This window comes from Vibrio glycogenivorans (genome assembly GCF_051660965.1).
Taxonomy (GTDB): Bacteria; Pseudomonadota; Gammaproteobacteria; order Enterobacterales; family Vibrionaceae; genus Vibrio.
Map to the genome: position 1 here is coordinate 598,487 of NZ_JBPVIS010000001.1, position 14,705 is coordinate 613,191.

The window sequence follows — 14,705 nt, forward strand, 5'->3', positions numbered from 1 at the left end:
ATTGTTTGTTGGCTTATGCAAAGCCATTTTGTTGTAGGAATTCCATGGTCAGGCGTGATTGTGGTTGCTCGCTAGCCTGCTTGCTCATCAGGCGCTCCATATAGCGTGCGAGCACATCCACCTCAAGGTTGACCTTGCGCCCGACCTGAAACTCTTCAATCGTGGTCTCGTCTGAGGTATGTGGAATAATCGTCAGCTTAAAGGCCTTATCGCGCACGTCATTAACGGTTAAGCTGATGCCATCAACCGTGATTGAGCCTTTTTCGGCGACGTACTTTTCAAGCTCTGCAGGCATCTCAACCCATAGGTCAATCGCGCGACCTGAAGGCGTGCGCTCGACAATTGTGCCCACGCCATCAACGTGGCCAGAGACGATATGACCACCAAAGCGGGTGGTCGGCAGCATCGCCTTTTCTAGGTTGACCTTACCACCAACTTGGTAATCGACAAAGCCGGTTTTTTTTAAGGTTTCAACCGATAAATCAGCGCTGTAGCTGCTCTCTGAGCGGTGCGTAACGGTTAAACACACGCCATTGGTGGCAATGCTATCACCGAGTTTGACATCGGTCATATCCAGCTTGCCCACCTCAACGGTGATGCTGATATCTTCACCTTTCTGCTGGATCGCTGTCAGCGTCCCAACAGCTTCAATAATTCCTGTAAACATCCTGCTTCTTTCTTCTATCTGTTTGGTTTAGGCTATGCGGTTTTTGACCCGGCTTGTCGGGGCCGCGCCACAATGCGCAGATCGTCGCCAACTAGGCGTACGTCGCTAAAATCAAGCTCAATGGTCTCGCTCATCTGCTCAAGGCCTAATGCGCCAAACAGACCGCGTCCATCACTTCCCATAATCTTAGGCGCTAAATAGACGATTAGCTCATCGACCAAATCAGCCTGAATAAAGCCACTAGCAAGGGTTGCGCCCGCCTCTACCCACAGGTGGTTAATGTTATGCTCTTTAGCAAGATAACGACACACCCTCTCAAGGTCAAAACGTCCATCGCTCAGCAGCGCTTGGTGCTGCGCGGTTAATACCAACAACTCACCCTCGGCATCAAACAGTTTGAGCTCTTGGGTTAGGCTGGCTTGGCGATCAAGGATCACACGCAGTGGCTGGCGCAGTGGCTGTGGTTCGATGGTTTTCAGCGTTTCGGCATCAAGCTCAGAAGCGCGCACATTAAGTGACGCGTTATCGGCAATCACGGTCTGGCTAGTAGAGAGGATCGCCCCCGCCTGAGCGCGGTAACGCTGGACATCTCGGCGCGCTTTACTGCCGGTGATCCATTGGCTGACTCCATTGGCCAGTGCGGTTTGACCATCCAGACTGGCGGCCATCTTGAGCTGTACAAAGGGAAGACCTGTTCTCATTCGCTTGAGAAAAGCGCGATTGATTTGCTCAGCTTCATGCTCGAGAAGGCCCACCAACACCTCAACACCGGCATCTTGGAGCATTTGAAAGCCGCGCCCCCCGACTTGAGGGTTCGGGTCTGCCATGGCGCAAACCACCTTCGCAATACCCGCTTCTATCAACCCCTTAGCGCACGGTGGCGTGCGGCCAAAGTGAGAGCATGGCTCGAGTGTGACGTAGGCAGTCGCCCCTTTGGCCTTCTCACCCGCTGCGCGCATCGCATGCACCTCGGCATGCGGCTCACCGGCGCGTTGATGATAGCCCTCACCGACAATCACGCCGTCTTTAACAATCACGCAGCCAACATTGGGGTTGGGTGCGGTAGTGAAGCGACCACGCCAAGCAAGCTTGATGGCGCGGCTCATCATGTCATAGTCTAATGACGTAAAAGGGATCATTCCCTCGCTCCTTAATCTTCGAGCTTAGCGATCTCTTCACCAAACTCGCGAATATCTTCAAAACTACGATACACAGAAGCGAATCGAATGTAGGCAACCTTATCCAATTCCTTGAGCTGCTCCATCACCAAGTTTCCGACCATTTCGCTCGGCACTTCGCGCTCACCGGTAGCGCGCAGCTTAGACTTAATCATGCTGATCGCCAGCTCAACGGCATCGGCCGGTACGGGGCGCTTCTCTAGCGCACGCTGTAACCCACCGACCATCTTATCTTCATTAAAAGGTTCACGATTCCCGTTGGTCTTGATGATTTTGGGCATCACCAACTCCGCGGTCTCGAATGTGGTAAATCGCTCACTGCACGCCAAACACTGGCGGCGACGGCGCACTTGATGGCCATCAGCAACTAAGCGTGAATCGATCACCTTAGTATCGTTTTCTGAGCAAAAAGGACAATGCATATCACCTCCGAATTAACCGGTCTAGTGTAGCGGAATTGCCCGCGCGAGGAAAAGAAAAAGGGACCGAGTGGTCCCTTTATTTCGCCGTAAGCGATAAGTTTGTGACTTAGCTACGTGCTAGATAGTCGGCTTTACCCACCCACTTGTAGCTGGTCAGCTCTTCGAGCCCCATTGGGCCGCGTGCGTGCAGCTTCTGAGTGGATACCGCCACTTCCGCGCCAAGACCAAATTGTGCGCCATCGGTAAAGCGCGTCGAGGCATTGACATACACCGCGGCAGAGCCCACCGAGTTGATAAACCGTTCAGCATTTTGCAGCGAGTTGGTCATGATCGCATCCGAGTGACTGGCATTATGCTCACGCATATGGTCGATCGCCGCGTGCACATCCTGCACCACCTTAACGCCAAGGGTATAGCTTAACCACTCAGTATCAAAGTCTCCGGCTTGCGCCTCACGTACATCTTTTGCTGCTGCCAATAGATCCCCCACCGAGCCATCGGCAACAAACGCCACGCGCTCAGAGAGCTTATTTGCTAGCTTTGGTAGCAGCTCGGCTGCCACACTCTGATGCACAAGCAGCGTATCTAGCGAGTTACACGCCGATGGACGCTGCACCTTTGAGTTCTCAACCACCAGCAGCGACTTATCAATATCGGCGCTCTCATCAACAAAGATATGGCTGATACCAAACCCACCAATGATGACAGGAATGGTGCTGTTCTCTTTACACATCTTGTGCAGGCCGGCTCCACCACGTGGGATAATCATATCCACATACTCGTCGAGTTTGAGCAGCTGAGAAACCAGCTCGCGATCCGGCTTTTCGATGTACTGCACCGATGCGGCTGGCAGCTCCGCTTTGGCTAGGGCTGATTGAATGATCTTAACCAACTCCATATTAGAGAAGAAGGTCTCTTTACCGCCACGCAAGATGCTTGCGTTGCCGGTTTTCAGGCACAATGCCGCGATATCAATCGTCACATTGGGTCTGGCTTCATAAATCACGCCAACCACACCCAGCGGCACGCGGCGACGGGCCAGTGACATACCGTTCTCAAGCACCTTGCTGTCGATCTCACTGCCTACTGGGTCGTTTAGGCTGATCACATTGCGCACATCGTTAGCGATAGCCTGAAGGCGATCGGAGTTTAGTAGCAAACGATCAAGCAGGGCCTCACTGAGACCTGCCTCGCGCCCCAGTGCGATATCCTTGCCATTGGCTGCCAAGATGGTCGCTTCATTGGCTTCCAGCTCATCGGCGATCAGGGCCAATGCCCGGTTTTTCTGCTGGGTTGATGCCGTCGCCAGTTCAAAGGCCGCTTGTTTGGCCGCTTGGCCCATGATGGTTAAATCCATACTGGTAATCCTTAAATTTACTGTTCCTGAATCAAGACCAGATCATCACGGTGGATCACTTCTGCACCGTAGTCGTAGCCAAGAATCGAGATAAAATCTTTACTGTGTTTGCCAATCAACTTACCTAGGTCTTGGCTTGAATAGCTGACAATCCCCTTCGCAACCAGCTCACCCTGCGCACTCACCACCTGCGCAACATCACCACGTGAGAAAGTGCCGCTGATACGGGTGACGCCTTTCGCCAGCAGGCTACTGCCAGTATCACTGAGTGCCTTGACGGCCCCTTGGTCGATAACGATATCGCCAGTGGCTGAGGGACCGGCTAAGATCCAGCGCTTGCGATTCTCCAGAGCCTCGGTACAAGGCAAGAAACGGGTGCCATGCGGCTCATCACTCAGCGCGTCAAAAACTACATTCGGCGCACTGCCTGCGGCGATGATCACCTCGATGCCCGCGCGGCGGGCAACATCGGCGGCCTGCAGTTTAGTAGCCATCCCGCCAGTACCCAGGTTGGTGCCACTGCCACCAGCAATCTCGCGCAGCGTGGCATCAATGGTCTTGACCTCTTTGATCAGTTCGGCGTTCGGGTCTTTGCGTGGATCGGCGGTAAACAGCCCGGTTTGGTCAGTGAGAAGTAGCAGCTTGTCTGCGCTGCATAGAATGCCGACCAAAGCGGAGAGGTTATCGTTGTCCCCGACCTTGATCTCAGTTGTCGCGACCGCATCATTTTCGTTAACCACCGGCACGATATCGTTTTCGACTAGCGCCTGGATGGTGTCACGTGCATTAAGAAAGCGCTCGCGATCCTCTAAATCGGCGCGTGTCAGCAGCATCTGACCAATCTTGATGCCATAGATGCCAAACAAGGCCTCCCAAGTTTGGATCAATTGACTCTGACCGACAGCAGCCAACAGTTGCTTGGTTGCCATCGCATTGGGGAGTTTGGGGTAATTCAGGTGCTCACGACCTGCGGCAATCGCGCCAGAAGAGACCAAAACCACTTGGTGGCCTTGCTGCTTCAGCTGTGCGCATTGGCGAACCAACTCTACCATATGAGCGCGATCCAGCGCTTGTGTGCCCCCGGTAAGGACACTGGTACCCAGTTTGACGACAATCGTCTGTTTGTTTTCAGCAATCTGTTGCTGCTGCGTCGATTTCATAATGTTTAATTCACATCAATCACTGTTTATTGGTGGACTCATTGTTTTAACAATCAATCCACCAATAAACAAGAAAAAGGTGCCATTGGCACCTTTTTCAGTTAAATCAACACAATCAATTAAACAAATACGTGGGATTCTTCATCGAGCGTCACTTCAAGTGAGAACTTGTCCAGCGCCTCAATCAGCTTAGTGTGAAAGCTTGCCTGAGTACGGCTGACCTCGGATTCGGCCTTCGCCGGCACCGCCTCTTCCTTCCATTCACCTGCGAGGGTGTAACGCCCTTTGTGATATTTGGCGACGAAACTCCCTTCCTCGACACTGAGCGTCAGCCACCAACCCCAGAACTCGCGCTCTTCAGGTGATTTAGCGTCATCAACACACGCAGCGAGACAATCAAATAAGAACTGTTGCTTAGTACACTCTTGCTCTCTGAGGTAAGGTCCAATGGCCTTAAACGTAGAAAGCAAACGATAATGAGTTGGGCCTTTTGTCACTTCAGACATTGAGAACTCCTCTGCCTTTTATTGTTGTATATGCCAGTCTGTAACATCCTGTTACTTAACTATCATTCAACAATTTCACAACAAAGTCACTTCAAAAGTTCATTTTCTAGCCATTTTATCGCCATTTCGAGTGATTGTTCATAACCCTGAGAAATATTAGCCGATTTCACTGTCTTGGCCTTACCACCCAGGCTGTACATCGCCACCAGCTGATTATCAGAAGCCGGGCAGATAGGATCGTTTTCCATGCTAATGGCCAAAATCGGCACCTTGGTGCGACGGGTATTGATAATGCCTTGCACTTTGAGCGACCACTTCATCATAAAAAAGCTCAGCGAAGAGATATCCACCATGGTCTTACCCAGGCGTGACGCCAGCATATCCAGATACACCTTCGGCATCGCCTTGATGCTCTCTGGCGAGGATAATACCTTGTGGATTGGCGCCCCTAAAGACACACAGGCACGTACTTTCTCTTGCTCGAGGAACGACAAGCGCACCATCGCATTGCCACCAAAACGAAAACCGAGCAGACCAACACGGTTGTGCGCAACCCATGGGAGGTTCGGTAGGTGCTCGACCACTGCCTTATGGATCTCTGAGCTGTCTTCACTCAGGGTCCAGTGGCTTGAGCTGCCTACTGACGGCATATCCACAGTGACCATGCCGATCCCACGCGGGCGCAGGTAATCACGGTACAAACGCCACAGGTCAGTCTGCAAAGAGTCCAGACCGGCGCTCACTACCACAACCGGAAACGGCTCTTGAGTGTGCGGCACGTGCAGGCGCGCCTCAATCTCACGCTTTTTAAACGGGATCTTAATCGTGCGGATATAGTTACTGGTCGCTTTCGCGCCCTCGTCATACGCCGTGTTCGCCAGCACCTGAGCTTGCAGCGACAAGTTGTCGTTTTTTAGATGTGGGTAGCCAGCGATGGAATAACACAGGGAGGCGGCAAAGTAGCGATCCGCGCTCTGCTCCCCGTCAAGGTCAGCGGCTTGTTTTTGATAGCGTGCACCAAGTTTGGTCCACTCATAGGCCCAGTTACCCGAGCGATAACCCATCACGGTATCCAACCAATCATCGTTGGTGCGTGAGTGGGTTGAACTGGCGATCCTTGCCAACACTTCCTCTAAGTCAACCGGGTCAACCCCCTGCCAAATCCACTGCATGCGGCGCAAGCTGCGATACCAGCTCGCCTGCTCAGACTCATGACGCTCATCAAGCCACTGCTGATCATTAGGCAGGTAGTTAGTCAGGCCTGATGTCTCTTTGGCTTGCTTATGCTGGGTAAACAGCTTCTCAGAAAGGTTGTTGGTTGAGGATTTTTGTTCTTCACCCGCGCTAGCAGGTTGCTGAGGATCTTTGGACATAATGGAGAGAATACTCATCTAAATACTAGCAACCATAGTACATTCTCCTCAAAAAAAAAGCTCCGCTGGACGCAGAGCTTTTTGTTTCAAACTATCAATGTAAGATTACTTGTGCTTACGGTTGATTGGCTCGATGTACTGGATAGTCATATCCCAAGGCTGCTCAATCCACGTGTCTTGTGGAATGTCAACAATGTACTCATCAACCAGCTCAGCACCTGCAGGCTTAGCGCATACCGTAATGAGTTTCGCTTTCGGGTACATCTCGCGGATCTTGCGCGCGGTGTCACCACTGTCGACCAAATCATCAACGATTAGGAAACCTTCACCGTCGTGCTCAGGCGCTTTTAGTACGCTCATGTCACGCTGATGGTCGTGATCGTAGCTTGAGATACACACTGTATCTACGTAACGAATGCCCAGCTCACGCGCTAGGATCGCAGCCGGAACTAGACCACCGCGGCTTACGCCGATAATGCCTTTCCACTGCTCAGCTGGCATCTGCTTTTCAGCCAGTTGACGACAGTAGTTCTGCATGTTGTCCCAAGTGATGATGAATTTATTACTCATTATTCAAACCTAATATTTACTGTGGTGTTAACCAACGATGTATTTCACAACGAAGATTGCCGACATAACCCATACGCTGATTGACACATCGCGGCCTTTGCCACTCATGGTCTTGATCACAGCGTACGAAATAAAGCCTAGCGTAATACCTTCCGCAATGGAAAAAGTTAGTGGCATTAGCAAGCAAGTCACCACAACGGGTGCTGCTTCAGTCAGGTCGCGCCAATCAACGCTCACAAGACCTGACATCATAAGAATCGCAACGTAGAACAGTGCGCCTGCAGTTGCGTAAGCTGGGATCATACCAGCCAATGGCGAGAAGAATAGTGCAAGCAGGAACAACACACCCACAACCACAGCCGTCAGACCAGTACGGCCGCCCGCAGCCACACCAGACGCACTCTCGATGTAAGAGGTGGTGCTTGAGGTACCCAGTACCGCACCGATAGACGTTGCAGTAGAGTCAGCCAATAGTGCGCGGTTTAGGCGTGGGATCTTGCCATCTTTGTCCATTAGGTTAGCTTTTTGTGTCACGCCAACCAGGGTGCCCGCCGTATCGAACAGGTCAACGAACAAGAACGCAAACACAACCGAGATCATACCCACTTCAAACACAGCAGAGAAATCAAGCTGCATGAAGGTCGGTGCGATGCTTGGTGGCGTGGACATAATGCCGCCCCACGAAACGTCACCAACGATAATACCCAGTAGCGTCACCGCTAGGATGGCGATCATTACCGCACCTTTAAAGCCGCGATGCACCAATGCAATCGTCAAGAAGAAGCCAAATGCAGCCAGCGCCGATTGAACTGAGGTGATATCACCCAATTGAACTAGAGTCGCTGGGTTATCAACCACAATACCGGCATTTTTTAGCGCGATAAACGCCAAAAATAGACCGATACCGGCAGAGATACCCGTGCGCAGCGACAGTGGGATCGAGTTGATGATCCACTCACGCACCTTAAACACACTAAGAAGGATAAATAGGATACCCGAGACAAACACCGCAGCCAGAGCAACCTGCCAGGTGTAGCCCATACCTAGGACAACCGCATAGGTAAAGAAGGCGTTCAGCCCCATACCCGGCGCTTGCGCGATTGGGTAGTTAGCAATAAAGCCCATGATGAAACAGCCAATCGCCGCAGCCAAACAGGTCGCCACGAAGACTGCACCACGGTCCATGCCCGCGTCAGCCAGGATTGCTGGGTTAACAAAAATGATGTACGCCATGGTCAAGAAGGTCGTGATACCTGCAATAACCTCGGTGCGCACATTGGTGCCATTTTCACTGAGTTTAAATAGCTTTTCGAGCATTTTATTTATCCTTTATCGGAAAAGTAAACGGTTGCGTAAACGATTGTGCGAATTATAAAGTCATCAAATTGCAAATTCCACCGCCAAAACAATTTTAAGTAAAGAAAACTTAATATTTATCAATAAAACATTTGCGCACAAAAGTCATAAAGACAAATAATTACCATTAAATTCATCTATTTATTTTAATAATTCGATAAACAAGCAATGCGCAAAAAACATACCATTGGAAAATATCCAAACCTCTAGCACGCAAATGCAAAGGATTACATTGATAAAAATACCAACTTAAGAGCAGAAGCGAGAGTCGAGAGGCGAGAAGCGAGGTTGTTATCAGCGCGCTGTGAGTTTCTCGTCTCTCGCAGCGCCGCGATCTCGCTTCCCGTCTGCCCTAAAGGGAAGGAGCAAGATATTTGAATTCACCGGTAGAAATTCAAAACTGGTTGGGTAGGTACAATTGGTGGAATGCGCGCGCAGGCCCCCCTCGCCTCTCGCAGCAACGCGATCTCGCCTCTCGACTCTCCCCCAAAGGGGGATAAAAAAAACGCCACTCGTAAAAAAACGAGTGGCGGTAGAATCTTTCAACCTAAACGTAGGTTGTAATAAATTTCTAAAAAAATCGGGGGTGAACAAGATGTTCGAGTAACAAGCTTAGAATCCAAAGCTTGTTGGGTATGCAAAGTTAGCGGAATAAACGCCCTTGTTGTTCCAAAACATTGCAAAAGATAAACCTTTCATCGCTATCACCTATAAATCAATCGTTTAAAGCAACTGATTTCTTGGTTCCTTGGAGGCGATAAATCGGGCTCGTCCTGTGAGCATTTTTCGCTGCCTAAGCAACGGGATCAAATATATCATTTTGAAAATTTATTACAATCAAAACTCAGCGCAAAAGTGTAAATTTGCTTAATAAGTCGCCATAATTTTGTTTTATGTAAGTAAATTACACAAAGTGACACTTTTCAGCCTGCCCAATGCTCTGGCAGTGCATGCGAGAGTTGGACAGCTACAGCTAGAGTGATATGCTAACCCCAAAGTAAAGCTCAGTGTATTCAACCATTAATTCAGCTCATAGCTGTCCATATGGCTCGTGGCTGCCAAATCAACGTACCGCTGTGAATAAAAACCAAGGTTGCTAACACTCCCCTATCCAGTCTTTTAAGGAGCACACCGTGACAGACTTCCTCACTCAGATTCAAACCCAGACCAATAACCCGATTTGGCCTTTCTTTGCGACTATCTGCTCGATCCCTCACCCGTCTAAGCACGAAGAGGCGCTAGCCCAGCACATTGTTGAGTGGGCAACGGGTAAAGGCCTTGAGGTCAAACGCGACCAAACCGGCAATGTATTCATTAAAAAGCCCGCGACACCGGGCATGGAAGATCGTAAAGGCGTGGTTCTGCAAGCGCACATCGATATGGTGCCGCAGAAAAATGAAGACACTCAGCACAACTTCGAGACCGACCCTATTCGCCCGTACATCGATGGTGAATGGCTAACCGCTGATGGCACCACACTGGGTGCTGATAACGGTATCGGTATGGCATCCTGCCTAGCAGTGCTTGACGCGGATAATATTGCTCATGGTCCAATTGAGGTACTACTGACTATCGACGAAGAAGCTGGCATGACCGGTGCTTTCGGCCTTGAGTCAGGTTGGCTTGAGGGCGATATCCTGCTCAACACCGACTCCGAGCAAGAGGGTGAGGTGTACATGGGCTGCGCTGGCGGTATCGACGGTGCGATGACTTTTGATATTCAACGTGAAGCGCTACCTGCTGGCTTTGTAACGCGTCAGCTAACACTAAAAGGCCTGAAGGGCGGCCACTCTGGCTGTGATATCCACACCGGTCGCGGCAATGCCAACAAGCTGATCGCACGCTTTCTTGCTGCGCACGCTGGTGAGCTAGACCTGCGCCTGATTGAGTTCCGTGGCGGCAGCCTGCGCAACGCGATTCCACGCGAAGCCTTTATCACTGTTGCGCTGCCTGCTGAAAACCAAGCGCCATTGGCTGAGCGCTTTGATGCTTACACCGCGCTGCTATCGCAAGAGCTTGGCCGCGTTGAAACCGACATCGTCAGCTTCAATGAAACGCTAGAAACCACGCAACAAGTCCTGTCTGTTGCTGACCAAGCCCGCTTCGTTGCCGCGCTAAACGCCTGTCCAAATGGCGTGGTTCGTATGAGCGACGAGATTGAGGGTGTGGTTGAGACGTCACTCAACGTTGGTGTGATCACTACCGAAGGTGACAAGATCACCGTCTTGTGCCTGATCCGCTCATTGATTGACTCAGGTCGCGAGCAGGTTGAGGGGACACTTAACTCAGTGGCAGAGCTGGCAGGCGCGACGATGACCTTCGGCGGCGCCTACCCTGGCTGGAAGCCAGACGCAGACTCACAGATCATGGCCATCTTCCGTGACATGTACCAAGACATCTACGGCAACAAACCAAATATCATGGTCATCCACGCCGGTCTTGAGTGCGGCCTGTTTAAGAAGCCTTACCCAGAGATGGACATGGTCTCTTTCGGCCCAACCATCAAGTTCCCACACTCACCAGATGAAAAGGTCAAGATCGACACCGTCGACCTATTCTGGCAACAAATGGTCGCCCTCCTAGCCGCCATCCCAGCCAAAGCCTAACCATCACCCAAAGCTAACCAAGGCAGAGCCCCCGCTCTGCCTTGTCAGATCTTCGATTTCCAACCAAAAAGCCCGGTTTTAAACACCTATACTATCAAAGTGCTCAAAACCCCTCGCCTCTCGATTCTCGACTCTCGCTTCTCGTTTAAAGACTCTCGCCTCTATCCCGCAAACTGCTAAATCGTAAACACGCGATAATTCTCCAACTGCGGGATCTTAAGGTGCAAGGCTTCCTCATCCTCTTTCAGCCCCTCAAGCTCTTCACACAAAGCCTTCTGATCCTCACGCAACTGCTCACGATGCGCCTTCAGTCGTGCCTCAAGCTTATCTTTCAACTCACCCATCTCTTCAGCCATCTGAGTCAGGTTGATCCCGCCCTCAAGCTGCATCTTCTCCGACATTGCCGTGAACGCATCGCTGAAGAACTCGCTGGTAAACAGGGCTTTGGCTTTATCCAACTCTTCCTGCCACTGAGCGATAAAATCATCGTACTCCACCTTAGGTAGTGAATACTCACCCTCACTGTAATAGCGCTGCTCTAAGCCTGCAAAGTACTCACTCATCGAGCTTTTAAGGTTATCAAAGGCGTCGGGATCATCGAGCGCCTGCGCTACCTCATCCACCACCTCTAATGCCATGGCTAACCCATCATCAGTCAGCTGTTTCACCTTCGGCCCATACTCAGACAGGCGCTGCTTGTAATCACTCAAAGCTTGGCGCTGCTCCGGTGTCAAAGGCAATATTTCCCCTTCAACCGCTAACTGATCGTCACCATCGACCACCAACTTGTGTGTATCCGACTGCACTATCTCAAGCGTATCACCCTTAATGTGCACCTCGTTATTAATATCCACTCGACACTGCGCTGCGGCCAAGCTTGGCACCATCAGTAGCAGCGCCCATTGTTTTCCTTTCATTGTCTGCTCTCCTTATTACTTAAACCCAAGACTAGATCAAAGACAGTTGCTGTGTGTCAGCCTGAGGTTTGAGTGTCACATTCAGACCTATCAAGCGGATGCCTCGCCCTTTTTGACGCTCGAGGATCTCCTTGAGCAGCGGCTTAAAGTCCTGCAGATCAATCTGATTATGTTGATGCTCAATCGTAGTGAGCTGAAAATCAGCGAACTTGAGCTTGATACCCTGCTTGGCGATCGCGCCGTGCTCGCTGTGGCGTGCCAGGCGGCGCTCAAGCTCGGGAAACAGGGTCTCTTCAATCAGGGTCCAGCACTGCTGATAGTCAAAAATGTCGGTGACTAAGGTGCGCTCAACCCCAACCGACTTACGCTCACGATGGGTCTCAACTGAGCGGCGATCGATCCCATGGCTGCGATTCCACAGCGAGGCGCCAAGACGCCCAAACTGACGGATCACCTCCGCCTGGCCGCGCGCGGTCACATCCCGACACTTATACAGCCCCGCCTTGTGAAGTTTCTCGAGAGATACTTTGCCTACCCCTGGGATGCGCTCTAAGGGCAGATCATCAATAAACCCCTGTAACTTCTCCGGGGAAACAACACAGATTCCATTAGGCTTATTCACATCCGATGCGACCTTAGCGACAAACTTAATCGGTGCCACCCCCGCACTGGCGGTCAGGTTGAGCTCTGTCTCTATCGCCTTACGGATATCCTCGGCAATCAGAGTGGCGGAGCCGCGAAATAGCGTCGAATCTGTCACATCAAGATAGGCCTCATCGAGAGAAAGCGGCTCAATTAAGTCCGTATAACGAGAGAAAATAGCATGGATTTGGCGTGATACCGCCTTGTATTTGGCCATATCACCAGGGATCACGGTCAGGTTCGGGCACAGCTTAAGCGCATGCGCCGTGGCCATGGCCGAACGAACACCGAATTTGCGCGCGATATAATTACACGTCGAGATAACGCCACGCCTATCTTGTGAGCCGCCGATCGCCAGCGGAATATCACGCAGCTCTGGATTGTCTCTCATCTCAACCGCCGCATAGTAACAGTCAAGATCGATATGAATGATTTTTCTGGTCATGGGGTTGGATCTTTACGAGCCTCAGCAAAGGATACTCAAGAAAAACAGCTTTAGAGTTAGTATAAAACACTGTACAGATTAACAGTATATTTTCCCCAGAGCAACGCCTCTAGCTGCCTTCATACCTGACATACAAAACGAACTTATCATTGAAATCCTAGATCTCAAGACTGACAACTGCAGCTCCTATGAAGCAATTTACAAAAAAAAATGCCAGCACTGAGTGCTGGCATTTTTAAGAATTGAGTAACGCTAAAATTAGCTAGTCAAATCATCAAAGAACTTCTTCACGCCATTGAAGAAACCCTCAGCCTTTGGCTTGTGCTTAGTCGCCGCATCGCCGCCACAAGACTCTTCAAACTCTTTCAGCAATTCTTTTTGACGTGAACTTAGGTTCACAGGTGTCTCTACCACTAGCTTGACAATCAGATCGCCTACACCGCCGCCACGAACGCCTTTCACGCCTTTACCGCGCATACGGAACATGCGACCGGTTTGGGTTTCGGTTGGCACTTTCAGGTTCACGCGACCATCAAGAGTTGGGACTTCAACCTCACCACCTAGTGCAGCCATCGCAAAGCTCACTGGCACTTCACAGTACAGGTTGTTGCCATCGCGCTCAAAGATGTGGTGCTCGCGCACGTGCACTTGAACATATAGATCGCCTGCTGGTGCGCCCATTTCACCCGCTTCGCCCTCGCCAGAGAGACGGATGCGATCGCCGGTATCCACGCCCGCTGGGATCTTAACGTTAAGCGTCTTAGTCTTCTGCTTGCGACCTTGACCGTGACACTCGTTACAAGGGTCTTTAATGATCTTGCCTTTACCGTGACAGGTAGGACAGGTCTGTTGTACTGCAAAGAAGCCTTGGCGCATCTGCACTTGGCCGTGACCATGACAGGTGCCACACGTCTCAGGCTTAGAGCCTTTCTTCGCGCCGCTGCCATCACAGGTATCACAGTGAACTAGGGTTGGCACTTCAATCTCTTTCGAAACGCCACGTACCGCTTCTTCTAGCGATAGCTCCATGTTGTAACGCAGATCGGCACCACGCTGTGCACGCTGCTGACCACCGCGACCACGGCCGCCACCGAAGATATCACCAAATACATCACCAAAGATGTCACCGAAATCAGCACCGCCGCCACCGAAGCCGCCGCCGCCCATACCGCCTTGCTCAAATGCCGCATGGCCGTATTGGTCGTACGCTGCTTTCTTCTGTGGATCAAGCAGGATCTCATACGCTTCTTTTACTTCTTTAAACTTTTCAGCAGCAGACTCATCACCCTGGTTGCGATCCGGGTGGAATTTCATCGCTAGGCGCTTGTACGCCTTCTTAATATCGCGCTCTGATGCATCACGGCCAACGCCTAATACTTCGTAAAAATCACGTTTTGACATGTTCTTCGTCACCAAATTTGTTACTGCAAACAGTGGGAAAGCCCACACCGTCTGGTGTTTGTATCGTTCTAGCTAAAAGCTTTTGCACTTAGTTATCAATAGATT

General features: G+C 51.0%; 14 protein-coding genes. 1 reads left to right on the forward strand and 13 read right to left on the reverse strand.

Annotated features, from left to right (window positions below; genetic code table 11):
• Positions 1-13 precede the first annotated feature (13 nt).
• The 10 genes from ACSTTG_RS02795 to vcdP all read right to left on the reverse strand — a co-directional run bounded on the left by ACSTTG_RS02795 (position 14) and on the right by vcdP (position 9,288).
• A complete protein-coding gene (locus ACSTTG_RS02795; protein ID WP_438458909.1) occupies positions 14-667 on the reverse strand; it encodes a riboflavin synthase in 654 nt (217 codons plus the stop codon).
• Positions 668-699: 32 nt separating this feature from the next.
• Entirely contained in the window at positions 700-1,806 is a 1,107-nt protein-coding gene (ribD, locus tag ACSTTG_RS02800; protein ID WP_438473723.1) for a bifunctional diaminohydroxyphosphoribosylaminopyrimidine deaminase/5-amino-6-(5-phosphoribosylamino)uracil reductase RibD, read from the reverse strand.
• A gap of 11 nt (positions 1,807-1,817) precedes the next feature.
• On the reverse strand, positions 1,818-2,267 hold the full coding sequence (nrdR, locus tag ACSTTG_RS02805) for a transcriptional regulator NrdR (protein ID WP_438458911.1): 450 nt from the start codon (positions 2,265-2,267) through the stop codon (positions 1,818-1,820).
• A 106-nt stretch (positions 2,268-2,373) separates the two neighbouring features.
• On the reverse strand, positions 2,374-3,624 hold the full coding sequence (locus ACSTTG_RS02810; protein ID WP_438473724.1) for a glutamate-5-semialdehyde dehydrogenase: 1,251 nt from the start codon (positions 3,622-3,624) through the stop codon (positions 2,374-2,376).
• A 17-nt stretch (positions 3,625-3,641) separates the two neighbouring features.
• On the reverse strand, positions 3,642-4,784 hold the full coding sequence (proB, locus tag ACSTTG_RS02815; RefSeq protein ID WP_438473725.1) for a glutamate 5-kinase: 1,143 nt from the start codon (positions 4,782-4,784) through the stop codon (positions 3,642-3,644).
• Positions 4,785-4,903: 119 nt separating this feature from the next.
• On the reverse strand, positions 4,904-5,290 hold the full coding sequence (crl, locus tag ACSTTG_RS02820; RefSeq protein ID WP_438473726.1) for a sigma factor-binding protein Crl: 387 nt from the start codon (positions 5,288-5,290) through the stop codon (positions 4,904-4,906).
• An 86-nt stretch (positions 5,291-5,376) separates the two neighbouring features.
• On the reverse strand, positions 5,377-6,663 hold the full coding sequence (gene frsA / locus ACSTTG_RS02825; RefSeq protein WP_438473909.1) for an esterase FrsA: 1,287 nt from the start codon (positions 6,661-6,663) through the stop codon (positions 5,377-5,379).
• A gap of 105 nt (positions 6,664-6,768) precedes the next feature.
• A complete protein-coding gene (gpt, locus tag ACSTTG_RS02830; RefSeq protein ID WP_438458915.1) occupies positions 6,769-7,233 on the reverse strand; it encodes a xanthine phosphoribosyltransferase in 465 nt (154 codons plus the stop codon).
• Between the two features lie 27 nt (positions 7,234-7,260).
• Complete coding sequence (locus ACSTTG_RS02835) at positions 7,261-8,550, reverse strand: NCS2 family permease (protein ID WP_438458916.1); 1,290 nt, start codon at positions 8,548-8,550, stop codon at positions 7,261-7,263.
• 651 nt (positions 8,551-9,201) lie between these two features.
• Positions 9,202-9,288, reverse strand: coding sequence for a small protein VcdP (gene vcdP / locus ACSTTG_RS24235; protein ID WP_497583696.1), 87 nt, complete (start codon positions 9,286-9,288; stop codon positions 9,202-9,204).
• Positions 9,289-9,722: 434 nt separating this feature from the next.
• Here vcdP and ACSTTG_RS02840 point away from each other — a divergent pair, with 434 nt between their 5' ends.
• A complete protein-coding gene (locus ACSTTG_RS02840; protein WP_438458917.1) occupies positions 9,723-11,195 on the forward strand; it encodes an aminoacyl-histidine dipeptidase in 1,473 nt (490 codons plus the stop codon).
• Positions 11,196-11,371: 176 nt separating this feature from the next.
• On the opposite strand, the gene ACSTTG_RS02845 is transcribed toward ACSTTG_RS02840, so the two are convergent.
• The 3 genes from ACSTTG_RS02845 to dnaJ all read right to left on the reverse strand — a co-directional run bounded on the left by ACSTTG_RS02845 (position 11,372) and on the right by dnaJ (position 14,600).
• A complete protein-coding gene (locus ACSTTG_RS02845; protein ID WP_438473727.1) occupies positions 11,372-12,112 on the reverse strand; it encodes a DUF2884 family protein in 741 nt (246 codons plus the stop codon).
• Between the two features lie 31 nt (positions 12,113-12,143).
• Positions 12,144-13,199, reverse strand: coding sequence for a DNA polymerase IV (dinB, locus tag ACSTTG_RS02850; protein WP_438473728.1), 1,056 nt, complete (start codon positions 13,197-13,199; stop codon positions 12,144-12,146).
• Positions 13,200-13,457: 258 nt separating this feature from the next.
• Entirely contained in the window at positions 13,458-14,600 is a 1,143-nt protein-coding gene (dnaJ, locus tag ACSTTG_RS02855; RefSeq protein ID WP_438458920.1) for a molecular chaperone DnaJ, read from the reverse strand.
• Positions 14,601-14,705 lie beyond the last annotated feature (105 nt).